Genomic DNA, 22,410 nt, shown 5'->3' on the forward strand with positions numbered 1-22,410 from the left:
GACTGGAGGACTGGGGGATGGGTTGAGGAGTCGGAGAGAGTTCTGCAGGAGGGGTCGGGGAGTTCGAGCGGGAGTGGTGAGCGGAGTTGCAAGAGGTGTCACGCGGGGGAGTTCGGTGGGGGTGATGGAGGCGCGCTGTTGGGGGTCGGCGGGGAGTGCATGAGTTGTGGTCGGGTTGATCTTGAAGCGGAGCGGGGTGGGCGGCGCACGCGATGTTCCGGTGGCTTGCCCTACAACTTGCCGCACAACTTGCTCTACAAGTGGCCCTACAAGTGGCCCCACAACTTGCCCTGCAAGTTGCCCCCAGGGCGCCTCGCAAGGCGCTCTACAAGACGTCTCCCAGGGCGCTCTACAGGACGTCGTACAGGGCGCCTGCCAGGGCGCTTCATCCTCCGGGCCGACCGGTCTGCGGCCTGCGCGGTCAAGGGGTTCCGGCACGCCGACTACTTCTGTATGAGACCCCTTTGGAGTTCGACAGAAGTTCAGACCCGATGCCGACGACTGCTTCGGCTTCCCCCTACTCCTCATCGACCGGTACACGGACCGACCCGTTGAGAGCGACGACCAGGAGGACGTCGAGCTACTCCGACCCGGGCGCGGCCGGGGCGTCCTGCTCGTACTGCGCGAGCGTCTGCTGGAGGCGGGCGGCGAGATCCTGGAGGTGCGGGGTGAGGGCGCGTTCCATCGGCGTCTCCGCACGTGCGCGCTGCCGGGCGTCCTCCTCGTCGAGCAGCTCGTCGAGCGACTTCGGGTTCGGGTCGAGCCGGTCGAGGAACCAGGCCGACGCTCGCCAGTCGCCCGGCCGCCGGCGGATGCGGCGCTCGCTGCGGTGCTCGCCCGTGACGGGGTCGGTCCACGTCCGGTACGTCTCGGAGACGACGGCCCCGCGGGCTGCCTCCTCGATGTGGCCGGTGGCGCGGACCGCCGACGCGGCGCGGGCGCGGGTGACCCGGGCGTACAGCGCGGCGTGCAGGTCGGGGGAGTTCACGTCGAGGTGGCCGTGCTGCTTCTCCTCAACGACGTCCTCGCCCCGGCTCATCCAGCGCAGGAACGTCGAGCGGCCGACCCCGGCGGCGTCGGCGGCCTGCGTCATCGGCAGGCCCACGGCCGTCGCCCGGGTGAGGAGGTCCATCACGGCCGGGGTCAGGAGCGAGGGGCGGCCCCGGCGGCGCGGGCGGCGGCGAGCGGGGGACTTCTCGGAGTCGTTGGTGTTCGTCATGGGCGCGGAAGGTACGGGCCCGCGCGGCTACCGTCGCGGGCTGCGTGGGACTTCCGGGACCGGCCCATCGCGCGCGAGATACCAGGGTCACCCGCTTGCGTCTCGGGCTCGCCGACGTCGTGGGAAGAAGAAGCCACCGGCCCGCGCGGCGGCGCCTGGTCATGACGGTCCCCTGTCGCCCGGCAGGTCATGAGGCTCCCCCGTGCGCCTCGTACGCCACACGGGCGACACCGTGCGGGCCGCTGGCCTGCGGGAACCGCTGTGTGTCCGCGTGCGCCCCTGTGGCGGCTCCGGAGGTCCGCTCACCCACGGAGGTCGGAGAACGGCCGGGAGGCGGCGACCGGTGAGGCCGGTTTCTGATCTTCGGCCCGGAATCGTGCCGGGCCTGCGGTTCGACGGCCGGACCCCCTTGACCAGCCCCTTGACCTGCGGGTGGTCAAGGGGTCTCCGCCATGCATTCGCCGGGCCGCCCGGCATGCTGGCTCGCCAGCGGGCAGGCACGCCGTACCCTGGTCCGCCCGTCGAGCCTCGCCGCCGGCCGCGCGCTCCGCCAGAGGTACGCGGCCCGGACCCGGCTCGCTCCCGCCAGGCGGGCGAGGATCTGCCGACCGGCCCGCAGCGCGGGCAGCACGCATGATCCATCGTGACGCTTACGCGCCTCGCTGTGACGCCTCCCGCGACGACCGTTCGGAAGCGTCACCCGCGTCCGAGGCGAGCCGCTTGCGCGCCCTCCAGGCCCGTGTGCGACACCGCTTCGAGCAGTACACCGAGTCGATCCGCTTCCGGATGGACACGCCCCACCCGCACACCGGGCACCGTCCCTCCACGTACGCCTGCTCTCCGTGCAGGATCTCGATGCTCCGGGCCACGGCGAGCTGGAACACAGTTTCGTGCCGCCGGACACGGCGCCAGTGCTTCGACCGGCAGGCGGTGTTGCAGTACCTGCGGTTCGGTCCGGCGTCCCGGGGCAACGTCGTCCGGCACTGCTCGCAACGGCGGGTCGGCTTCCTGGCCACCCCTCCAGGGTCGCCCCGGCGGGAGCTCCCGGGGAAGGGCGCCGGGGCCGGCGGACCGCTCGCCCCAGCGATCCAATCCGAACGGGGGGCGGAAACGGTCGTCTTAGCCCCCTCTGGCTGATCCAATGGGCCAAGTCACCCACACGGGTGAAAACACGGGCATTCCGGGGTGCCGATCCAATGGAATCCATTCCGTACTTGCGCCCCCCCTTTTCGCCCCCGTAGAGTGTTCATCGGAAGCCGACGCCACCACGGCCCGGCCGAACCCGAGGGAGAACCCCGTGAGCGACAACAACCCGGCCCGTCACCTGTCCCAGGCCGCCGACGGCGTCCGCGCCTTCAACCACACCTCCCGCGCCGCCGACAAGGACTGGGAGTACCCCAGCGACGCGTACACCGCGCTGGGCAACCTCTCCTACCTGGTCCAGATGCTGGGGCAGGCGGTCGAGCAGTCCACCGGTCCCGTGGTCCGCACCTACGAGAACGGCCGCGTCCGCATCGACGGCAACGGCGACGCCACCGAGAAGGTCGCCGAACTGCTGGCCGCCCAGGAGGACGCCGTGGCCGCCGCCGCCGCACTGACCGACGCGGTCCAGCGGATGCACAACGCCACCTCCCCGATGGGCCTGGACACCACCGGGATGCCGGAGTTCGAGGACGGCGAGTGACGACCGACCGCCAGCCCGTCGACCGCGTGTACCTGCGGCACTCGACGGACAAGCAGACCGACGCCCGGCAGCGCCACGCGCTCAAGAAGCTCATCGCCGCCGGCGCCCCGGTCTACGAGGACCCGGCCACGTCCAGCCGCATCCTGTCGCTGCACCGCGAGGGCTTCAAGAAGTTGCTCGACGAGGCCGCCGTCGACGACACCATCCGGATCGCCGACGCGGCGAGGCTGTTCCGGTCGGTCGCCGACGTCCTGGCCCTGCGCCCGGCGCTCGCCCGTCGGGGCCTGCACCTGCGGGTGGAGAGCGGGCTGCTCTCCGGGATCGACCTGGCGGCCGAGGACTCCGCGACCACCATGGTCGTCCAGGTACTGGCCGCCGTACTGGAGTTCCAGCGGTCGATGATCTCGGAGAACACCAAGGAGGGCGTCGCCGCGGCCGAGGCAGCCGGGAAGACGCTCGGGCGCCCGGCCGCGCTCGACGAGGGCGAGGTGGTCGAGCTGGTGGAGGCGTACCGCGAGGGCACCGCCGTGAAGGCCCTCGCCCGGGAGTACGGGATCGCACCCCGGACCGTCCGCCGGGTGCTCGACAACGCCGGGGCCCGCGAGGTGCCCGACGACCTGTCCGCACTGCTCGACGGCGACGACCAGGACGACGCGCCCAACGAGGGCCAGGCGGTGGCCGCCGACCCGGTCGCGGTCGTCGACGTGCCCGGCCTGGTTGCCGAGCACCTGCAGAACGGATCGGACGCCGCGATCCGGGAGGCGCTGCGCGGCGGGCGGACGATCCGCCGGGGGCAGGGCCACTCGGTGCGGGTGGCCGCGCCGCTGTCCGTGCACGTCGCGATGATCGAGCAGTCGGCCGCCGCGCTCATGCAGTCGCCCGCCGGCCGCAAGGCGCACCGCGTCCACTCCGACCGCGTGACATCCGTACGGATCGCGCCCTGAGTGTCGGTGCCGTTCGCTACAGTCGGGCCTGCGGTCACTTTGACCGTGGGCCCGGCTCGTGGCCCGGTGCGTTCGGCCCAGACCGGACGCGCACGCCGAAGGTGCTCCGCGCCGAGCCACCTCTCCACACGCTTCGCCTCCGCTGGCCTCGCTCTGTGCGGCCGGTGAGTCTGGGATCACCGCAGCCGCGGGAAGAGCTTGAGATGCCGAAGGACCACGCGCGGAAGAACGACCTCGCCCACCTCAAAGAGTCGCTGGGCATCAAGCACGCCGACGCCATCGCGCTCTTGGACCACCCCGACGCCCACGAGCGCGAGACGCTGCACGAGTACCTGGCGACGTACGTCGACATCAACACGTACAAGGAAGCCACCGACTACCTGACCCAGGAGAAGAACGACCCGCGCAACCAACTCCTGTGCGAGACGTGCGGCTGGACCAACGGCATGGTCTGCCCCGAGTGCCCCGGGTGCGGCTGCTACAACGACCAGTGCTCCGGGTGGCGCCACCACGAGTACGCCCATGACCAGGACGACTACGACGACCCGGACCGCGGCATCTACTGCCGGGAGTGCGGCGCCGGGTCCTCCAGCCCGTACGACGAGTGCACCTGCTTCGAGGACGACGAGGCCGAGGACCAAAAGCAGCAGGCGGTTCCGGCGTGACCACCACAGCGGCCGTCGACCTCGCCGGGCGCGGCCTGGCCGTGTTCCCTCTCGTACCCGGCGGCCGTCGACCCGCCCCCGGCGCACGGCTGTCGCGGTCCCTCACCGACCCGGTCCGGGTCCGGGAGGTGTGGCGCGAGGGCGACAACATCGGCATCGCCTGCCGCGCGAGCGGAGTCGTCGGGCTGGACCTGGACCTGGACGACGAGCGCGACGGCCTGGCCGTGCTCGCCCACCTCGCCGCCAGACTCCGGAAGCCGTGGCCGGAGACACTGACCGTGGCGACCCCGAGCGGGGGCCGGCACATGTACTTCGCCGCGCCGGACGGCTGCACCATCGGCAGCTTCTCCGGCGGGCGGACCGCCCTCGGGCCCGGCATCGACGTACGCGGCCCCGGCCGCCGGACCGGCGGCTACCTGGTGGGGCCCGGGTCCGTCGTCGGCGGCATCCCGTACGTCATCGAGCAGGACGTGCCTGCGGCTCCTCTGCCCGGATGGATCGCCTCCCGGCTCGCCAGCGCGTAGCCCTGACCTCATGTGATACCCCTCGCACCTGTAGCACTGGTGCGAGGGGTATCACGCGTTCTGGACGTCTCACGCCTGCGCGGCGTGCGACCTCCCCAGCCTCCGCTGGACCCGCTCGGACTGCCCGACAGCGGCGTCCAGGAGCGCGGCCACCACCTCGTGCTTGGGCACGCGGGTGCTGTGGTGGATGTCGTCGACCACGGCCTGGAAGGCGTCGGCCGCCGCCGTGTTCGTGTACCAGGACCGGCGGGTCATCGTCTGCCGGGCCGCCGACTCGGGGGCGGGAGACCCGACGATCAGGCCCTCTTGGTGCGGGGCGAGCGCGGCGCTCGGGCCCTCATCATCGGCGGTGTCGAACTTCTGCGGGCTCACGCTACGTTCACGCTCCTCTTCTCGTACGTCTCTGCCAGCAGCTCGAAGGCGGCGCGCGCCGGCCCCGCCCCTGACGCCTTGGTCAGCTCCAAGGGGAGCGCCTGGTTGTCCGCGGTTGCGAGGGCGGCCCGGCGGTGAATGACCGGCTCCCAGACGAGGTCACCGAAGATGCGGCGGATCGAGGCGAGCTGCTCGCGCTCCAACGCCTTCCCCGACGGGTCGAGGTTGTTCACCACCACCCCCGCCAGGGTCAGCTCCTCGTTGTGGAGCAGGTGCCGCTTCTCCTTGACGAAGTCCCTCACCCGCTTCGCACCGAGGATCGAGTCGATCTCAGCCTCGGTGACGATGAGCGCCTGGTGGCCGGCCGCGAGCGCCATCTGCGTCAGGTGGAACAGCGACGGCGGGCAGTCGATCAGCACATCGTCCAGGTGGTCGTCCGCGCCCTGGAGCGCCTTCGCCAGCCGGAGATGGTTCCCCTGGACTCCGGCCTCCGCCATCCGGTTCTCCAGCTCCAGCCAGGCCGGGGCCAGCACCATCCGTTGGGCGTACTCGACATCCCATGCCACCGATGTCCAGACACCGGCCATCGCGCCGACCTTGTCGGCCCTCACCGCTTCCGAGACGGTGAGCTGCGGGGCCGCGTCGTTGTACCGCCACCCGCACCGCCTGGACGCGTTGCCCTGTGGGTCGAAGTCCAGGATGCCGACGCGACGCTTCCTCTTCGCCAGAGCCGCCGCCAGCCTCACCGTGACATCCGACTTCCCGACCCCCCCGCGGTTGTTCAGCACCACTGTCCGCCGTGCCGCCATCGCGTTCTCCTCAGCTCTCCCGCTCGGGGCACCCGTCCGCCGGCCGCCGCTCGCTCGGAGGCTATCGGTCGCACGTCTCGCACACTGCGCACTCGTGGGACGCGTCGCACACGTAGCACCTCGCCGCCGTCGCAAGGGAAGAAGCCACGCCCCCGCGGTTCGGGCAGCACCGGCCGGGACCAGGGTCCTCGCCGGGCGGGGTGGCTTCTTCCTCACGCGACTCGGGAGAGTTCAGTAACAACATAAGCAACAGAATTAAGAGAACTACCCGCACTACCCGTACTACCCGCATAAGCCCAGGTCAGAGCCGTTGCGGGTAGTGATCAGATGGCAAGATCGCACTACCCGCAACTACCCGCACTACCCAGGTCGCGGGCAGTGCGGGTAGAGCGGGCGGTGACTACCCGCTGCGGGTAGAAGCCGAGTCACTACCCGCAGCCCTCTGACCTGGTGGTTTACGGGTAGTGCGGGTAGTGCGGGCAGTGCGGGGTGTAGTTGCCGTGACCCGCAGGCTGCACGCACGACGAAGGCCCGCACGGGAGCCGTGCGGGCCTTGGTGAAGTCGAGGCTTACTGCTGCGGTGGGCCTTCCACTCTCCAGTAGTTGATCTTTTGGCGAGCGTCGCGCCGAGCAAGGATGCGGTAGCCGCTGAAGAACCGTCCCTGCCGGGCTCGCAGCCACTTCCCGAGCTGCTTCGAGTTCGGGATCTTGTCGCCGTTGGTCGGCATCACCTTGTTGAGCGACGAGGCCCCGCTCATTCCGGTAGTCGCGGCGAAGGCGAAGTCGACCAGGTTCTGGGAGGTGTACTCCTTCGGGCCCAGCTCGTCATGCCAGACGGAGAGGAAGGCGGCCCATTCCATGGAGTCCTCGTCGGCGTCCTCCATCTGCTCCTCGCGGTTTTCCAGCCATCCGGGCAGGCACATCCAGTTCAAGATGCCGCCGAGGGTCCGAGGCCACGCGCCGAAAGAGGCCATGTGGTGGTTGGTCTTCGGCATCCCGGCAGCTACCCAGCCGCAGAGCAGAGTGAGGAGCGCGTGGAGGACTTCGGCGGTGTGGAGCTGGAGCCACTCGTTGAGGTCGCCGGCCGCGAAGGCTGCGGGGTCGCGGGTGTCGGGTCGGACATCCGGGTTGAGCCGGACCCAGATGGTGCGGCGGGCCAGGTCGTCGCCGACAGTCAGGTTGTTGCCGTTGGCGACCCACAGCATGTTGTTGGGGATGTTCGCCATCTCGGACTTGCCCAGAACACGGTCACCCCAGATCTGCGACGTGATCAGCTCCGACATCACGGGGAAGCGCAGAGTGTGGCCGGAGGGCACGTTGTCGAACACGGTGACGGGGTGGCCGGACTCCATCAGCACGGAGGTGATGACCTTCCGCTGTTCGCCGTTGTCAGAGCCCCAGGAAGCGGTCTTGAGCCCGAACAGGTCGCCCATGATCCGGGACAGCAGGGACTTGCCGGAGCCCGGGTTGGTCGCGGTGATGCACCACAGCGGAGTGGGGTCCGGGATCATCGAGCGGAGCAAGGGGATGAACAGCGAGCCGACGAACTGGGCGAGATCGCTGGCGGCCATCCAGGGGAAGTCACCCAGCATCCTGCCCACGATCAGCTCCTGGGCGTCGCGGATCTGTTCCTGGGTCGGGTTCTCGGGGACGTCCTTGATGCGGATGCGGGGCGAGTAGAACCAGCCGGTCGTGGGGTTGTATCCCTCCTGGAGGTGCAGTCGGCCGTCAGGGCTGAGAAGGGGAACGGAGGTGATCCCCTTGAGCGGGGGCAACTTCCAGTTGTTGCGGGCCAGCACTACGGCCGCGACTCGGGTGGGCAGCAGTACCGGCGCGGGGCCGGTCCTGCGCATCTTGAAGACTTCGGCGTGCTCGTGCAGGGCGAGGGTCAGGCCGTCCTTCGAGATCTCCTCGATGAAGGGGCCGTCGTTCCCCTCGCCGATCCACACGGGCCGCCGGCCCCGCAGGTACACGTCGGCAATTGCGCCCGACTGGAGCGCCCGGGTCACCTCGGTGACCCCGGTCGGCTCGTCGGTGACGTCGATGACGACCCGCTCGTGCACCTCAGCCCGCGGCTGGGGTACGGCGGTGACGGTGTCGGTCTGGTGACCGTCGTCGGACGGGTGGCTCACGTGTGCTCCGTTCTCGGGAGCTGAGCCTGTTTCCGCCTCCTACGCCTGGTCACCGTGTCGTACAGTGGTGACTAGCTAGGAAGACGAGCGAGACGGATGAAGGCTCAGCTCGAAAGCTTCCAGAGTCAGCCCGGTTTAGGTGTGCAACCACCTGCCGGGCTACTCGCTTTTCTGATGTGGGTTGACCCTAGCCGTGCTGGTTTACGCAGGTCAGGCCATTTGTGTCGAGGGCACCGGGATGCCCGCTTCGGTGAAGCCGCGATCGACTGCTCGGACCGCGTACGTCTCGGGCACTCCGACGCCGACGGCCGCTGCCACGATCTCCCCGCCGAGGGTCTCCAGGCCGCACGGCCCAGGGCACTCCTGGTGGAGCGAGCCGAGGAACCGGGCGACGCCGAATGCCTGGCTCGCAGCTCCCTGCTCGCGGTTGCCGGTGACCATGGCGACGCCCTTGTCGAGACCGGTCCGGACGTACCGCTCCGTGTGACGGCACCCGGTGGCCACCGCCCGAGTCCATGCGGCCCGGGGCATAGGAGAGGAGGCCACCGCTCCCGTCGGCACCACGTACCGGGGGAGCGTGGTTACCGTCTCGGGCAGCCGGATCATCTGGCCTTCGCCGGGTCCGAGCCAGCGGGCGTACGCCATGAGCGACTTGATGTCGACGCCAGGGCGTACGCCGTTCGCGGACTGCATAGTCCCGAGGTAGATCCAGTGCTGGCCCCGCGTCGTCATGACGGTTCGCGTGGCGGGCAAGGTCTCGTGCGCCCAGGCCACCGCGTCGGCGTGGTCGAGGTCGACCACGGTCACTCCGGCGCCACCCGGGTGGTAGGCGACGGCACCCGCCCGGTCCCAGGCCGCCGCCCAGGCCGCCGACGTCACGACGTCGGCGGAGGTCGAAGCGGCGGCCCAGGCGTGGCACGGCCGCAGGCACGCGCAGGCGCCGGCGGACTTCATGTTGGGCCTGCCGCCGCACGCGTTCTTGGCGCAGTCGGCACAGTTCCCGAACGGTCCCTTGCCCTCACGGAGCGGCAGTACGGGCACGCCGCGCGCCACCAGCTCCAGGGCCTCCCGCAGGTGCTCATTCATCGTCATCTCACGCCCGCAGCGAGGTTGACCAGCGAAGGATCGTCGAGCCGCCGGTCACCTTGACTGCCACCTCGACGACGCGGCCGTCTTCCAGGATCACGGTTCGGACGACCTGCGTCACGATGACGTCCCCCGCCGTCAGGCCGAGTGCGGCCTTCTCCGACTCCCGAGCGAAGCGGGAGGTGACCTCTTCCAGGACGTGGTCCTGGCCGACGCCCAGCCGTTCGGCAGCCAGCTCCCGAGAGCCTCCGGTGGATACCGGCTCGGTCAGCTCCGGCGTCACGGCGATCACATAGGCGGGGTAGTAGGAGCTGCTGAGGTGCACCGGTACACCTCCTCGGCTCACGAGCCGCCGTCGCACGTGGACCGGCGTGCCCGGGGCGACGTCGAGTCGCGGGGCTACCAGCTCGTCAGCGCCCGTTGTGCCGATCTCCAGGATCTGCGAGGTCTCGCCGCCACCCAGAGCCTTGCCCGTGGTCGCGTGCAAAGAGACGCGGGACGCGATGTTGTTGCTGATGGGACCAGCGACGATGGTGCCGACGCCGGACTTCGCGAGCGTCAGCCCTTCCATCTTGAGTGCCCGGTACGCGCGGTTTGCGGTCGTCTGGGCAACGCCGAAGCGTTCGCAGACCTGTCGAAGCGACGGCATGGTCTCGCCGGGCCTGAGCGTCCCGTCCTGGATCTGCTGGCGGTAGTGCGCAGCAATCTCCGCGTATCCGGTGTTCTCGGGCATATCCCGGCCTCCCTTCCTTGATCTGGCGCAGCACGTCGATGTGCAGCGGTGCACCTACGAGGGTAGTTCACGTAGACCGGTAGCGCTACCAGTAGCGCTAAGGGCCGCTAGTGGTCTACCTTGGTCGTGCGCCGACCGCAAGGGGAGACCCGGAGGTCGGTGAAGGGTCCCGGGCCAAGACGGGGCGAGGCGCCGGGGCTGGTGGCATTAACCCGGACGGCAGGCCCCCGGCCTACAAGCGTCAGCTCGTGTTGGCGTAACTGGGGGTGGCGCCCTGTTTGGAAGATTTTGGCCGGTTCGATTCCGGTTCGGGGCACTGCGGCATCACGCCGCTTCTTCGGCCGCTGGTGGCTTCTTCACCTTCGGCCGGCCTCGCGTTGGAGCGCGAGACCGGCCGGGCCTGGCGGCCCAGATCGCATGGAGGTGCGACCCGTGAAGAACGGTACCCACGACCAGGCCCTGGCCGCTGAACTCGCCGAGATCTACGCGAATCAGCACGTCAGGGTGCTCAACATCGTCGGCCACACGCTGCGCCTGGAGGACCGGGCCGCGTACGCCGAAGACCTCGCCCAGGACGTGTGGCTGATGGTCTGGCAGTACATGCTGCGCGGCAACGAGATCGCCCGGCCGTCCGGCCTGGTGGCCGTGTTCGCCCGGCGCCGGGTGTACGCGCACTACCGCTCGGCTCGGGTCCGCCGCGAGATGGCGGTCGACCCGCAGGAGTACGGACCGCTGGACCGGGTCTGCGCGGAACTGGCGGCCGTCGCGTGACGGCGGTCCGGCGGGCCGCCCGCTTATTGGGGCGCGTCGCCTCCGACTGGCAGTGCATGTTGTGCGGCAACTGGTTCTCCGGACCGGCCTCGCAGACATGTCCGAGCTGCACCTGATCATTGGCCACTCGGGTCCGGAGTCGCTTCGGCTGCTCCGGGCCCGCGCCCGCAGAGCTTCGGATGGAGAGAGCATGACGACCACGATCGAGCCGCCCGCCAAGGTGCCGGCGCCCTACGAACCCGCTCCCGCGTCGAGCACTCGGGAGACGCCTTCGGGCACTCGCCCGTTCGCTTCGGCTACTCAGCCCGACGCTTCGGGCACTCAGCCGGAGGAGCTGACGACCGGCACGCCGGACGTCAGCCGGAAGGTGAAGATCGCACTCGGCATCGCCGCCGTCGTCGGCGGTTGCGTCATGGGAGCGATCGGCTTCTACCTCTCCTTCGGGAACCTCAGCAAGGCCGGACACACGGTCTTCGGGTTCGCCGAGGATGACGCGAAGTTCTTCGCGATCGGTGTGGACGTCGCGATCGTCACGTGCCTGGTCTTGGACCTGTTCATGGCGACGATCCGCACGTCGTGGCCCCTGCTGCGGGTCCTCGCCCACGTCATGACGGTGGCCAGCGTGTACTTCAACGCCGCCGCGTTCGGCGCGATCCAGGACCACGCCGACAAGGCTCTGTCCCACGGGCTGATGCCGGTCCTGTTCGTCATCGGCGTCGAGGCCGGGCGGCGCATCCTGGTCCACCAGGCCGCGCTCCCCGCCGATCACGACACGATCCCCGGTCACCGCTGGGTGCTCGCCGGGCCCACGACCTGGCGCATCTTCAAGGTGATGAAGGTCTGGGACCTCCCGTACAGCGAGGTCGTCACCCGCCAGCGGGAGCGGGCCATCTTCAACGCCTGGACCGAGTACAAGGCCGAGATCGCCAAGGCCGGGCTCAAGGAGGGCAGCGAGGAAGCACTCGCGCGGCTCCCCAAGAAGCTGGAGCCGTACGGGATGACGGTGGACGAGGCGCTGGCCCTGCCCGACCGGATGGCGCGCGAGGAGCTGCGCCGCCAGCAGCAGGCCGACAAGCGGGCCCGTGACCTGGAGCTTGAGCGGGAGCGGGCGGAGCACCAGGCGGAGAAGGAGCGCCTGGCGCACCGCAAGGAGATGGCGAGCCTCACGGCCGACCTGAGCGCCACTGAGGGCGTCGCCGGGGCTCAGGCCCGGGGGGCGGTCGCGGAGGCTGAGGCGCGGGCCGACGCGCAGGCTCGGGTGGCGTCCTCGCTGAGCGACGCGATCGAGTCCGAGGAAGCGGCCGAAGCGAAGAAGCGAGCAGCCGAAGCGAAGGCCCGAGCGGTCGAAGCCGAGGCGCGAGCGGCCGAAGCCAACGCGGACAAGATGGCCGCGCTGGCGAAGACGGAGACCGACAAGGCGAAGGCGCTCGAAGGCGTTCACCGAGCAGCCGAAGCCGAAGCGGGAGCGGCCGAAGCGAAGAAGCGAGCAGCCGAAGCCCGGCTCCACACCGCCGAGATCACGCGGCGAGCGGTCGAAGCCGAGGACGTCGCGAACTTCACCGCACGCCAGCGCCGGGTCCGCGTCGTCGCCCGGATGATCCTGGCGAAGGCGCCCGAGGACGTGTCGCTCGACGAGATCGCCACGGCGATCGGCGTCACCTCCGGCAGCACCGCGTCGACCACCAAGGCCGACGCCGTCGCGCTGATCGAGGCCGGGTACGACCCGGCCCGCGGCTTCGACCCCGAGGCCGCCTCGCGCACGGAGGCGTGACCAGCAGTCCGACACCACCAGTGAAGGCCAGCCCGCGGATATCGGGCTGGCCTTCGCTGCGACTGCCGGAACAGCAGTCAGCAGGAGACCAGGACGTGCTTACCGCCCTGGTCACGGCAACAACGGTAGAGGAGATCCCCACCCATGAGCGCAACTTCGTCCGGGCCGGAGTGGTCCGGGGACATGCTCAACAAGCCCGAGATGGTCGAGGCGTTCGCCACGCAGCTCCGTGGCGTGCTGAAGGGCCAGGCCGCGTACGTCGCCGAGATCCGCAACGAGGCGGAGGCGATGTGGAAGGCCAACCGGCCCGAGGGCTACGGCACCTTCGAGGCGTGGTGGCGTCACCGCTGGGTGACCGGCCCGTTCGCCGAGATCCAGGAGCACCTGGAGACGGCGGCGAAGCTGACGTTCGACCTGGAGGTCCGCTACCGCAAGGGACGCCACGAGATCCCCGCCGCCCGCCAGGCCGCCGCGCTGGAGAAGAAGCAGGCCAAGCAGGCGCCGCAGGTCACCGCCGGACCCGTCGGAGCCCCGCCCCGGCCGGTCGACCCGCCCAACTTCGGGGCGGGCGCCGCGTCCGCCGGCGGCCGGAACTTCCTGGAGCTGGCCAACAAGGAGCGGTCGGCGTGAGCGGAAACGGAATCGGGCCCGAGGGGCTCAAGCGGCTCCGGAACCTCAAGGCGTTCTGGGAGCCGCGGATGCAGGCCGCGACGTCGGACGCGGAGCTGGCCAAGATCTGCTTCGACCGGGCCAAGGCCGCCGCCCGCAAAGCCCAGAAGGCGGGCGACCAGGCGGCCATGCACGAGCTGGCCCAGCAGCTCGCGGTGTGGGCCGCGGGCAAGGAGCAGGTCGCGATCAAACGCGGCGAGCGTAACGCCGCGTGACGTTCATCTTCATCTTCACCGCCTGCCCCCCGGGTCTCCGGGGGGCCCAAGGCGCGGCGCGTGTACGCGCGGCGCGCGAGGGTCGCCGATTACGTGACCTTCTGTCAACCCCCAGAAGGGAGTGTTCGTGACCACCGACGACACGGGCGGCACGCTGTACCCGTTCCCCCACGTCGCTCTGCCCCCGTCGTTCGACGCCGGGGCCGGAGCCTCACCGCCGGACCCCGGCGGCGCGGCCGACGACACGGCCGCGATGATCCCGGTCGGCTCCTGGCCGCTGCTGCCGGACGTCTCCGACATGGCCCCGCCGCTGCACATGACGGTGGCGGGGGTACCCGATCCGGAATCGGACGACGACGACGAGGCGGACGCGGGAGCGTTCACCCCGCCGCCGCCGGCGGACCCGGACAACCCCCGGCTCCGGGACGCGGCCGTGATGGGCATGGCCGTGATGGCGGCCGTCGGCGTCTCCTGCGCCCAGGGCATGTGGCACGCCGCCCAGGGCGTCAAGGCCAACGCCGAACAGCGCCGGGCCGTGGCCGACAAGGCGCGGCTGGCCGCCGACAAGGCCGCCGAGAAGCACCTCCAGTCCGGCCCGGAGTACGGCAAGTCCGTGAAGAACGGCAGCGGCGGCCGGGCGGGCGGCTCGGGTTCCTCCGGCGGGGGCGGCAAGCCGTCCGGCGGGGGCGGAGGCTCGAAGACCCCGGCGTCCCTGCGCTCCAACGGCGCGGGAAAGGGGCCTGCACGGACCCCTGACAGCCGCTCAGGTCCTGGAGGCTCCAAGGGGCCCGGTGGCGTCACCAAAACCCCCCAGGGCCCACAGAAGGGCGCGGGCGGCTCCGGGAGCGGCAAGGGCCTCGGAGGGTCGAAGAACGGCAACTCCGGGGGCACTGACCGGCCCTGGAAGGACCGGGGCGGCAAGACGAAGGACCCCAAGGGCTCGAAGGACTCCAAGGGGTCGTCCGACAAGGCGGCCAAGGACGCGAAGTCGTCGAAGGCGTCGGACACCAAGACCGCCAAGGACGCCAAGGCGTCGAAGGACGCGAAGGACGGCAAGGCCAAGGTCCCGAAGGTGCCCGAGGGCGTCTCGCCGTGGAAGGACAAGCCCGAGAACAAGGGCAAGGCCAAGCCCAAGGAATCCGGCTCGAAGGACAAGCCGGACGCCAAGGCGGAGACGAAGAAGGCGGACCCGAAGGCCGAGAAGATCGACCTGACGAAGAAGCCGAAGGCGACGGAGGCCGGGAAGGACAAGGCGGTTCCGCCGAAGCCGACCACCCCGCCGAAGCCGCTGTACGACAAGGACGCGAAGGTGCCCGGCACGCACAAGCCGGACACCGAGCGGCCGTGGAAGAAGCCACCGACCGTCGAGAAGAACCGCGGCACCGCCGACGACAGCAAGAAGGCCGGCGGGCCGGACCCGGCGACGTCGACCGGCCCGGCCGGGGCGGAGAGCAGCACCCCGCCGCCGGGCGCGAGCTCGTCGGCGGACTGGGCATTCGGCGGCCCGACCCCGCCACCGCCGCCGGGGCCGGGCGGGATGCCGGGCACGGAGGGCATGAGGCCGCCGCCCGCGTACACCGAGCCCGAGTACACCGTCCACACGGAGGTTCTGCGCCCGCCGCCGGACCCGCCGAGGACAGCGGCCGGGGCCCTCACCCAGGGGAGCCCTGCTCTCCCGGCCGGGACCACGCCCGCCCCGGCATCGGCCGCCAGCTCGACACCGCCGGGGCCCGCCGCTCCGGTCGTACCCCCGCAGAGAGGAGCCCGGTTCGTGAGCGCACCGGTGAAGGCCACGCAGTACAGGGACGCGGAACTGACCGTGTACGACGTCATCGACGCTGACGCCGACATGGCGGAGGAGATCACCGAGGGCGTCGACGAGGCCCGAGCCGCGGCCGAGGGGTGCGACAAGCTCCTGGCCAAGCTGGAGGCCCTGCACGCCAAGATCCTGGACCTCAAGGTGCCCGGGTCGCTGCCGGGCATGGTCGCCCGGCTCATGGAGAAGACCGGCACGGTCAAGGCGAAGGCGGACGCCATCGCCGACGCCCTGCCCCGGGCCTCCGAGGCGATCAGCACGGCGGGCTCGAACGCTGAGTACCGCCACCGCCACCCGGCAGACGTCACGCGGGACATGGGCCACACGCGCCCGGCCGACCGCGACTACCACAACGAGTAGGAGGCCCTGATGGGTGAAGCACTGGAGAAGGCCGGCGCGGTCGCGGGCAACGTGGCCAGCACCACCGGCACCGCCATCGCGGTCGCGGGCGAGGTCATCGCGGAAGGCGTGCGGTACGGCATCGTCGTCGCCCAGCTCGCCATCGCCGGGGTGCGGCTGCGCGGCCTGAGCGAACAGGTCCGCTCCACGTACCGATACGTGGAGGGCTGCTCGAAGTCCGTCGACCGGCTCGCCGACCAGATGTCCGGCATGAAGGTCGAGCGGGACAGCGTCAGCGAGCACCACGAGGCCGCGACGGTGATGCGCTCGGTGCTGGCGGAGGCCGAGGCGATGGCCGCCGAGACGGAGGACCTAGCCGCGCTCTTCGACCAGGCCGCCGCCGAGCACCAGGCCGACTACGGCCCGGTCGCGGAAGCCATCAACGCGATGCCGGTCGAGATGGCCGACGCCGAGTTCTACAGCAACCGCTGATCACACCCCCTCGCACGCCTCGCACCTGACGCACAGGTGCGAGGCGTCGCACACGTCGCACTTCCTGATGAAGCGGCGGTCACCAGTCCGTGGCCGCCGCTCGTCGTCCCTCGAACCCCCGGTCGCCGGGGAGAACGGAACACCCGATGCTGAACCTCTCCGCCGACCGCGTCGAGCGGGTGCGCGCCCAGCTCGACAGCGCACGCCGCCACATCGAGACCGCCCGCTCCCGCGTCGGACGGGTCGCCACGGCCGCCGGCGCCGCGACCGCGACCGCTGGCCTCTTCACCCCCGAGGTCACCGGCGAGACGCTGCTCGCCACGGCGGTCGCCGCCGGTGCGGGCCTGGTCTTCCTGCCCACCGGCCGCTCCGAGGGCCACCAGAAGGCCACCAGCATCGTCATGTACCTTGCGCCGGGCGTCAGCCTGACCGGGGTCCTGATCGCCGAGCGGATCGTCTCCGGCGTCCACTGGGGCGAGGCCCTGGCCGTCGCGCTGTGGTCCGCCGGCACCTGGTGGCTGCGCCCCTCCCTGGCGGCCCGCCACATGCTCGTGCCGCCGCTTCCGCCCCTGCCCGTGCAGCCGCCCGCAGACCTGGTGGTGGCGGAGCAGACCCACGACCACCCCGCCGCGCAGTGGTGGGCGGAGTGCGCGGCCGTCGAGGGCGGCGCCGCCCCCAGCACGGTCCTGGAGGACATCGCGCAGACCGGCGAGAACGCCATGAAGGCGGTCATCCGCTCCGCGATTCCCGGCCTGCCGGTCCCCGAGATCTCCACGCGCCGCCTGTCCGCGCTGATGGACGTCCCCCAGGACCTCATCACCATCGGCCCGGTGCCCGGCCGCGGGGCCTCCGTGCAGCTGCTCACGGTCGGCATCGCCGACGAGGAGGAGCTGGACGCCAAGGCGATCTGGACGCAGCGGATCGCGCCGCTCGCGATGCCCGGCAGCACCATCACCGCCATCAACTTCGGCCGCATGACCACGGCGGTCGACATCACGAAGGAGATCGACGCATGAGCCGTACCACCGTCCCCGCCATCCCGGACGACCAGATCGTGGAACTGATGGTCCAGGTGCCGCCCGGCCAGGTGCTGCGCTACAACCTGGAGACCCTGGCCAGCGCCTTCGAGATCACCGACCCGGGCCGGATCGCCGTCGAGACAGACGGCTCCCGGAACGCGATCGTCACGATCTACCCGTCCAACCCGCTCGCCTCGATGCCGCCGCCCTCCCCGAGCGACATGCTCATGGACAAGTACGGGCGGATCGTGAACGGCCGCTACCACAACGGGCGCCCGTCCTACCGGCGGCTGTTCGACCCGCGCACCGGGTCCGCTCAGCGCTCGCTGGTCTTCGGGACGACCGGCGCGGGCAAGTCGCGCACGGTCCAGTACACGCTGGCCTGCGAGAAGCGGAACCACATCTGCACCTGGCACGCGGACCTCAAGGGCGGGCAGTCCGCGCCGGAGGCCGAGGGACAGGTCGACTGGTTCGTCACGAGCCAGGAGGAGACGATCCTCATGCTCCGGGCCGCGGTCGCCGTCGCCACCGTTGCCCGCCAGCCCCGGTACCGGGCGATGGGCCGCAACGCCTTCCTGATCGGTGACCCGGACCCGCTGCTGTCGGTCCGGATCGACGAGGCCAACCGCCTCCTGGAGAAGGGCGCCCCCTACCGCGAGGAGGCGACCTACCTGGTCAAGGAGCTGGGACGCACCGGCCGTTCGGTGGGCGTCGGTGAGGAGCTGGACGCGCAGGCGAGCCACCTGGAGGAGCTGGGCGGCTCGGACACGCTGCGGGCCATGCTCAAGGAAGGCGAAGTCACGTTGCTCCGCTGGTCGTCGAGCATGATGCGCCAGCTCGTCTCGGACGGGCTGCTGCCCGCCGGCGAACAGCTCGCGCCCATCCCGAAGTCGCTCCGCCCCCGGACGCTGCGCTCGCAGTTCGCGCCGGCCTCCGAGGTGGACGAGGACTTCTGCGACACCCAGGGCACGGCGTACCTGCTGTCCGGTCCGCACCCGACCAGCATGATGCGGCACTTCCGGATCGGCTCCATCGAGCCGCTGCCGGGCCTGGACCCCGAGATCCTCGCCCTGTACGGGCCGGGGGACCCGACGCGCCTGGAGGAGGACTCGCTGGAGGCAGCGGGCGAGGCGTACGAGGCACGCGGCACCTCCGCGATGGCCGCGCTGTGCGAGGCGGTCAAGGAGGAGGGGGCGAAGCAGGCGGTGAAGGCCACGGCGGCCAAGGGTGGGCGTTCGGTGAAGCGGCTGGAGGACCGGGTGCGGATGGTGCTCGCCGAAGCCGAGGCCGACGTCCCGATGACCGCCGCCGAGGTCATGGAGCTGGTCAACGCCGATGGCGAGGACAAGACCGTGAAGCTCGGTTCGGTCCGCAATGCCCTCGGGGGCCTGGCCGACGAGGAAGAGGTCGTGCGCGCCGGGCGCGATCAGTACGTCCTGGTCCGCTGACCGACCCTCACGCACGAACCGGGGCCCTGGAGATCACACCTCCGGGGCCCCGTACTCACTCCCACCTTGACGAAGGAGTTCGACCAGTGGAGCACACCGACCGCACCGCCAGCACCCCGCTCAGCGACTCGGAGGCCGCCGTCGAAGCGCGCCGGATCATCGAGAGCCTGTACCGGCCGGAAGCTGCGCCCGTGCCGTTCCCGACGTCCTACCGCAACCCCCTGCCGAACGACCCCGGTTCCGCCGCGCCGGTCGCGCAGCCGGGAAGGGCGCCGATGTCCCAGCGCGCCACGGACGCCAGCGGCCTGATGCTCGCGGGCAGCGTCGCCGCCCTGTCCGTCGGCGGCGCCACCTCGCTCGTGCTCTACACGCTCGGGCAGGTCGACCCGACGACGCTCGCCATCGGCGGGGCCGCGCCCGTCGCCCTGGTCCTCGCCGTCGGCTCGCTGCTGCGGTCCGCCGGCCGCGCGAAGAAGGACATGCACACCGAGAACCACCACCACTACAACGGCTCGGTCCGGCAGGAGACGACGAACGTGTCGAGCACGACGAAGGGCCTGTTCGCCAAGAACCGCAACGACGTCCGCTGACCGCCCCCGCCGACTCCCGGAGACACCGACATGCCGTTATCTGACAAGCCCACCCAGTGGACCGTGACGCTCTCCCCGGCGCCGACGACGGCCGGGCCGTCGCTGTGGAGGACGACCGCCAGGCGGTGGTTGATGACCGCCGCCGCGCTGCTCGCCGCGTACTGGATCGGTACCGCCAACGCGGACGGCAACACCGGCCCGGCGACGTCGCCGCGGCCCGCGTACACGCAACCCGCCGGCGTCGAGCCGACGCACGCCGCACCGACTCGCTGAACCCCGAAGGCCCCTGGGCATCCCACGCGGATGCCCGGGGGCCTTTCGTCGTTTCCGGGCTGACCGATACCGGCCTCCCCGGTCGCCGGTCACCGCCATGCTGACCATGAGGGAGGGACACACGATGGACTTCGAGTTCGAGTGCTGGCGGTGCGACGCAGACTGCACCGTCTACGGGAGGCCCGTGGGCTTCTGGACCGAGAAGTACCGGCTGCCCGAGGAGTGGTCGTGCTGGAACTGCGGTGCCACCAACATCACGCCGGACGACTGACTCGGGCGAGAGATAAGAACGAGGGCTTCGCCCACGCCTGTTACGGGCCTTCGGCCCGGCGGCGCCATCTCACGGACGCACCATCCGCACGTCGGCGACCGGCGGCAGATGGTGGTAGCGAGTTGTGGGTTACTGACCCCAGTTCGCACCCGGGCCGCGCCGCCGTGGGGCAGCAGATCCCGGCAGCGAGTTGTGGGTTACTGACCCCAGTTCGCACCCGGGCCGCGCCGCCGTGGGGCAGCAGATCCCGGCAGCAAGTTAGTGCCTACGGTTACCGTAGGCGCCCGGCGACCGGTCAGCGGTCGTCGGTGGTCCGGGGACGGACCGGGGGTTTCGGAGGGGTCGGCCGTGCGCGAGCAGAGGGTGTTTCCGGAGCAGCGGCGGCGCGAACGCCGCAACGACGAGCCGCGCCCGCACCGGGTGAACCTGCGCCTCGGTGACGACGAGATGGCCGCCGTCCAGGCCGGGGCGACGCTCGCCCGGCTCACCCCGTCCAGCTACGCCGCGCGCACCGTCGTGGCGGTAGCCATGGACACCCTGACTCCGATCCCGACGACGACCCGCGAGGAGCTGCGCGAGCTGCTTGACGCGCGTCTCGCGCTCACCCGGATCGGCAACAACCTGAACCAGATCGCGCGGACGCTGAACGCGGGCGGCGACGTCCCGGACGAACAGCTCCGCGCCGTCGTCGAGCGCGTCGAGCAGGCGGTGCGCCGGATGGACGACGCGACGCTGGTGAACATGCGGCGCCGTCGTCCGCGTCGCTGAGCCCGGTGGTCGCTGGTGGCCTTCGCCAGCCCCCAGGCCCCCGCTCCGGTCGGCATCGCCCGGCGCGAACCGGCATCGTCGTGGTGACCACCGTCCGCGCCGGACGACACCGCCCACCGAACCCGTCAGCTGAGCCCGGCCGGGAGCACTGGTACGTCTCTGCTCGCGCCCGTACGTCAACGAGATGACGTACCGCGGCGACGACGACCAGGAGCACGACGACGTCGAACCCGCCGCCCCATAAGACGCGCCTCACGACGAGCACCAGGAGCACGCCGTCGAACAGATCCCCCACACCTAGGCATTCCTGATGAGCCGGAGCCGCGAAGCACACCACGTGCATTGCCTTCGCCAGCGAGCAGAGCGCCAGCGGAGGACCAAGGTATCGTCACTCCGCTCCGATACGAGGGACCCCGAGATGCCGCCCGCGACCGGTCGCGGCAGGCCCCACGCGCGCGTGCGAAGCTCCGGGGATGAGCACCATGCGCCGCCCGTTGGGCACCGGCCCGAGCACCACCAGGAGCACGCCCACCACGACGGCCGCGCCGCGGCTGCTGCCCGTCGAGCGCGTCGAGCGCGTCGAGCAGACCCCGCTCCTGGACGATCCGGGGCACGGCGAGGTCGTCGAGCGGCGGGGCCGGCGGACCCTCGGACCGGGCATCGCTCAGGACCCGAAAGGGTCTCAAGGCTCCCTGTGAAGCGCCTTCACCCAGCCACGGAGGGCGAGCAAGTTATCGGCTTGGATACTCCGCCGTGCCCGTCCGGAGACGGAGCAAGTTGTCGCGTACGGCGGTCGTAGCCCCCGTTCGCGAGTCAGACCGAGGGCGGCCTGACATCTCTTGCAGCTCCGTTCCGTCCGGACGAAACTCCGCCGGTCGCTCAGGTCAGCCGCGGCCCTTGCGTGCCTCACGCTCGCGCCGGCGTCGCTCCGCACGGCTCACGCCCGACTGCTGCTCGGGCACCGGCGCGACCCCGGCCGGGCCCGCCCGCAGGTGTTCGGCGGCGATCGTGAAGACGTCGGCGAGCGCGGTGCGCTGCTGCTCGGTGTACTCCCCGGCCCGCACGGCGGCGAGCAGCGAGCGCAGTTGCCCGTACCAGCCGTCGACCGTCGTGGGCGGTCCGCTCTGCTTCGGCACGGCCGCAACCGGCACCGGCTGGAGCACCGTGGGGCCCTTCCGGACGACCGTGCGCACCCGGGTCTCGGTGCGCTCGATGACCTCGCGGACGGGCTCGGGCGCGGCCGTGTCGAGGCCCAGGGCCTTCTTCGCGTTCTCCCGCTCGTGCCACCTCTTGCGGTGGTCGTCGCAGCAGAACTTGGGCGGACGGCCGACTCCGGCGTACCGCAGGACGACGCCGCACCACCCGCAGGTGCGCTGCACCAGGCGGTCGCGGACGCGCACCGTCTCGTACTCCGCGACGGCGTCGCCGTGCTCCTGGTGGTCGTCGTCGGTCGGCTCGGACGCCGTGCTGGTGGTCATCCGGGAACCCTACGGGCCTCCCCGCGGCGGGCCGGAGTTGCGTCCGTACGAAACTCGCGGGGCCAGAAGTGCCAGAGGTGTATCGCACCGCCGGGGTTCCAGGCCGGGGGTCGGCTTCCGTCCCCACGAAAGCCGACCGGGGGAAAAGTGCCAGAGGTGCCCGGTCATCGGAGGTGAGCAAGTTGGTGTGGGAGTAGTACTCCCGCGAACCCGCAGCCGGGGGCAGCAAGTTATGGGTGAAGACGCTCTTCGGGTTTCCGGCCGAGGGCGGCCGGAGTTCGAGGCCGGGTGTAACCCAGCCTGTAAAACCAGGTGTGACTGG

24 protein-coding genes are annotated in these 22,410 nt (G+C 71.0%); 17 read left to right on the top strand and 7 right to left on the bottom strand.

Annotated elements, in window-relative coordinates:
- Positions 1-580: 580 nt before the first annotated feature.
- Positions 581-1,219: a hypothetical protein gene (locus AC5P1B_RS34995; RefSeq protein ID WP_493892061.1), complete on the bottom strand. Its 639-nt coding sequence runs from the start codon at positions 1,217-1,219 to the stop codon at positions 581-583.
- Between the two features lie 1,297 nt (positions 1,220-2,516).
- Here AC5P1B_RS34995 and AC5P1B_RS35000 point away from each other — a divergent pair.
- From AC5P1B_RS35000 to AC5P1B_RS35015, 4 genes are all read left to right on the top strand, one after another.
- On the top strand, positions 2,517-2,903 hold the full coding sequence (locus AC5P1B_RS35000; RefSeq protein WP_493892062.1) for a hypothetical protein: 387 nt from the start codon (positions 2,517-2,519) through the stop codon (positions 2,901-2,903).
- On the top strand, positions 2,900-3,847 hold the full coding sequence (locus AC5P1B_RS35005) for a recombinase family protein (RefSeq protein WP_493892063.1): 948 nt from the start codon (positions 2,900-2,902) through the stop codon (positions 3,845-3,847). Before AC5P1B_RS35000 ends, AC5P1B_RS35005 begins: the two co-directional genes overlap by 4 nt.
- A 203-nt stretch (positions 3,848-4,050) precedes the next feature.
- Positions 4,051-4,512, top strand: coding sequence for a hypothetical protein (locus tag AC5P1B_RS35010; RefSeq protein WP_493892064.1), 462 nt, complete (start codon positions 4,051-4,053; stop codon positions 4,510-4,512).
- Entirely contained in the window at positions 4,509-5,036 is a 528-nt protein-coding gene (locus AC5P1B_RS35015; RefSeq protein ID WP_493892065.1) for a bifunctional DNA primase/polymerase, read from the top strand. Before AC5P1B_RS35010 ends, AC5P1B_RS35015 begins: the two co-directional genes overlap by 4 nt.
- 69 nt (positions 5,037-5,105) lie before the next feature.
- Here AC5P1B_RS35015 and AC5P1B_RS35020 read toward each other — a convergent pair whose 3' ends face one another.
- From AC5P1B_RS35020 to AC5P1B_RS35040, 5 genes are all read right to left on the bottom strand, one after another.
- Entirely contained in the window at positions 5,106-5,408 is a 303-nt protein-coding gene (locus AC5P1B_RS35020; protein ID WP_493892066.1) for a hypothetical protein, read from the bottom strand.
- Complete coding sequence (locus tag AC5P1B_RS35025) at positions 5,405-6,217, bottom strand: ParA family protein (protein WP_493892067.1); 813 nt, start codon at positions 6,215-6,217, stop codon at positions 5,405-5,407. Before AC5P1B_RS35025 ends, AC5P1B_RS35020 begins: the two co-directional genes overlap by 4 nt.
- Positions 6,218-6,786: 569 nt before the next feature.
- Positions 6,787-8,349, bottom strand: a complete 1,563-nt coding sequence (locus AC5P1B_RS35030) for a hypothetical protein (RefSeq protein WP_493892068.1) — start codon at positions 8,347-8,349, stop codon at positions 6,787-6,789.
- Between the two features lie 210 nt (positions 8,350-8,559).
- Positions 8,560-9,435, bottom strand: coding sequence for a bifunctional DNA primase/polymerase (locus AC5P1B_RS35035; RefSeq protein WP_493892069.1), 876 nt, complete (start codon positions 9,433-9,435; stop codon positions 8,560-8,562).
- A gap of 7 nt (positions 9,436-9,442) precedes the next feature.
- Positions 9,443-10,168: a GntR family transcriptional regulator gene (locus AC5P1B_RS35040; RefSeq protein WP_493892070.1), complete on the bottom strand. Its 726-nt coding sequence runs from the start codon at positions 10,166-10,168 to the stop codon at positions 9,443-9,445.
- 432 nt (positions 10,169-10,600) lie between these two features.
- Here AC5P1B_RS35040 and AC5P1B_RS35045 point away from each other — a divergent pair, with 432 nt between their 5' ends.
- From AC5P1B_RS35045 to AC5P1B_RS35105, 13 genes are all read left to right on the top strand, one after another.
- Complete coding sequence (locus AC5P1B_RS35045) at positions 10,601-10,939, top strand: RNA polymerase sigma factor (protein WP_493892071.1); 339 nt, start codon at positions 10,601-10,603, stop codon at positions 10,937-10,939.
- A gap of 190 nt (positions 10,940-11,129) precedes the next feature.
- On the top strand, positions 11,130-12,710 hold the full coding sequence (locus AC5P1B_RS35050; RefSeq protein WP_493892072.1) for a DUF2637 domain-containing protein: 1,581 nt from the start codon (positions 11,130-11,132) through the stop codon (positions 12,708-12,710).
- A 144-nt stretch (positions 12,711-12,854) separates the two neighbouring features.
- Complete coding sequence (locus tag AC5P1B_RS35055) at positions 12,855-13,340, top strand: hypothetical protein (RefSeq protein ID WP_493892073.1); 486 nt, start codon at positions 12,855-12,857, stop codon at positions 13,338-13,340.
- Positions 13,337-13,594, top strand: coding sequence for a hypothetical protein (locus tag AC5P1B_RS35060; RefSeq protein ID WP_493892074.1), 258 nt, complete (start codon positions 13,337-13,339; stop codon positions 13,592-13,594). The genes AC5P1B_RS35055 and AC5P1B_RS35060 overlap by 4 nt, the downstream gene beginning before the upstream one ends.
- Positions 13,595-13,721: 127 nt before the next feature.
- Entirely contained in the window at positions 13,722-15,770 is a 2,049-nt protein-coding gene (locus tag AC5P1B_RS35065; protein WP_493892075.1) for a hypothetical protein, read from the top strand.
- A gap of 9 nt (positions 15,771-15,779) precedes the next feature.
- On the top strand, positions 15,780-16,241 hold the full coding sequence (locus tag AC5P1B_RS35070) for a hypothetical protein (protein ID WP_493892076.1): 462 nt from the start codon (positions 15,780-15,782) through the stop codon (positions 16,239-16,241).
- Between the two features lie 146 nt (positions 16,242-16,387).
- Positions 16,388-17,257 (top strand): hypothetical protein, encoded by an 870-nt coding sequence (locus AC5P1B_RS35075; protein WP_493892077.1) that lies wholly within the window; start codon positions 16,388-16,390, stop codon positions 17,255-17,257.
- Entirely contained in the window at positions 17,254-18,708 is a 1,455-nt protein-coding gene (locus AC5P1B_RS35080) for a DNA/RNA helicase domain-containing protein (protein WP_493892078.1), read from the top strand. The genes AC5P1B_RS35075 and AC5P1B_RS35080 overlap by 4 nt, the downstream gene beginning before the upstream one ends.
- A gap of 86 nt (positions 18,709-18,794) precedes the next feature.
- A complete protein-coding gene (locus tag AC5P1B_RS35085; RefSeq protein ID WP_493892079.1) occupies positions 18,795-19,298 on the top strand; it encodes a hypothetical protein in 504 nt (167 codons plus the stop codon).
- Between the two features lie 30 nt (positions 19,299-19,328).
- Positions 19,329-19,571, top strand: coding sequence for a hypothetical protein (locus AC5P1B_RS35090; RefSeq protein ID WP_493892080.1), 243 nt, complete (start codon positions 19,329-19,331; stop codon positions 19,569-19,571).
- Positions 19,572-19,668: 97 nt separating this feature from the next.
- Positions 19,669-19,842: a hypothetical protein gene (locus tag AC5P1B_RS35095; protein ID WP_493892081.1), complete on the top strand. Its 174-nt coding sequence runs from the start codon at positions 19,669-19,671 to the stop codon at positions 19,840-19,842.
- A gap of 348 nt (positions 19,843-20,190) precedes the next feature.
- The gene (mobC, locus tag AC5P1B_RS35100) at positions 20,191-20,610 is read left to right on the top strand and encodes a plasmid mobilization relaxosome protein MobC (protein ID WP_493892082.1); all 420 of its coding nucleotides are present in this window, start codon (positions 20,191-20,193) and stop codon (positions 20,608-20,610) included.
- A gap of 473 nt (positions 20,611-21,083) precedes the next feature.
- Entirely contained in the window at positions 21,084-21,308 is a 225-nt protein-coding gene (locus AC5P1B_RS35105) for a hypothetical protein (protein WP_493892083.1), read from the top strand.
- 186 nt (positions 21,309-21,494) lie between these two features.
- Here the strand turns inward: AC5P1B_RS35105 and AC5P1B_RS35110 are convergent, their stop codons facing one another.
- Entirely contained in the window at positions 21,495-22,088 is a 594-nt protein-coding gene (locus tag AC5P1B_RS35110; protein ID WP_493892084.1) for a hypothetical protein, read from the bottom strand.
- Positions 22,089-22,410 lie beyond the last annotated feature (322 nt).

Source organism: Streptomyces sp. A01, from assembly GCF_059026195.1.

Excerpts from the sequence above, each read along its gene's own strand:
- AC5P1B_RS34995 (WP_493892061.1), bottom strand. The coding sequence starts at position 1,219 with ATGACGAACACCAACGACTCCGAGAAGTCCCCCGCTCGCCGCCGCCCG.
- AC5P1B_RS35010 (WP_493892064.1), top strand. The coding sequence starts at position 4,051 with ATGCCGAAGGACCACGCGCGGAAGAACGACCTCGCCCACCTCAAAGAG.
- AC5P1B_RS35025 (WP_493892067.1), bottom strand. The coding sequence starts at position 6,217 with ATGGCGGCACGGCGGACAGTGGTGCTGAACAACCGCGGGGGGGTCGGG.
- AC5P1B_RS35035 (WP_493892069.1), bottom strand. The coding sequence starts at position 9,435 with ATGAATGAGCACCTGCGGGAGGCCCTGGAGCTGGTGGCGCGCGGCGTG.
- AC5P1B_RS35040 (WP_493892070.1), bottom strand. The coding sequence starts at position 10,168 with ATGCCCGAGAACACCGGATACGCGGAGATTGCTGCGCACTACCGCCAG.
- AC5P1B_RS35050 (WP_493892072.1), top strand. The coding sequence starts at position 11,130 with ATGACGACCACGATCGAGCCGCCCGCCAAGGTGCCGGCGCCCTACGAA.
- AC5P1B_RS35055 (WP_493892073.1), top strand. The coding sequence starts at position 12,855 with ATGAGCGCAACTTCGTCCGGGCCGGAGTGGTCCGGGGACATGCTCAAC.
- AC5P1B_RS35070 (WP_493892076.1), top strand. The coding sequence starts at position 15,780 with ATGGGTGAAGCACTGGAGAAGGCCGGCGCGGTCGCGGGCAACGTGGCC.
- AC5P1B_RS35075 (WP_493892077.1), top strand. The coding sequence starts at position 16,388 with ATGCTGAACCTCTCCGCCGACCGCGTCGAGCGGGTGCGCGCCCAGCTC.
- AC5P1B_RS35080 (WP_493892078.1), top strand. The coding sequence starts at position 17,254 with ATGAGCCGTACCACCGTCCCCGCCATCCCGGACGACCAGATCGTGGAA.
- AC5P1B_RS35090 (WP_493892080.1), top strand. The coding sequence starts at position 19,329 with ATGCCGTTATCTGACAAGCCCACCCAGTGGACCGTGACGCTCTCCCCG.
- AC5P1B_RS35095 (WP_493892081.1), top strand. The coding sequence starts at position 19,669 with ATGCTGACCATGAGGGAGGGACACACGATGGACTTCGAGTTCGAGTGC.
- AC5P1B_RS35105 (WP_493892083.1), top strand. The coding sequence starts at position 21,084 with ATGAGCACCATGCGCCGCCCGTTGGGCACCGGCCCGAGCACCACCAGG.
- AC5P1B_RS35110 (WP_493892084.1), bottom strand. The coding sequence starts at position 22,088 with ATGACCACCAGCACGGCGTCCGAGCCGACCGACGACGACCACCAGGAG.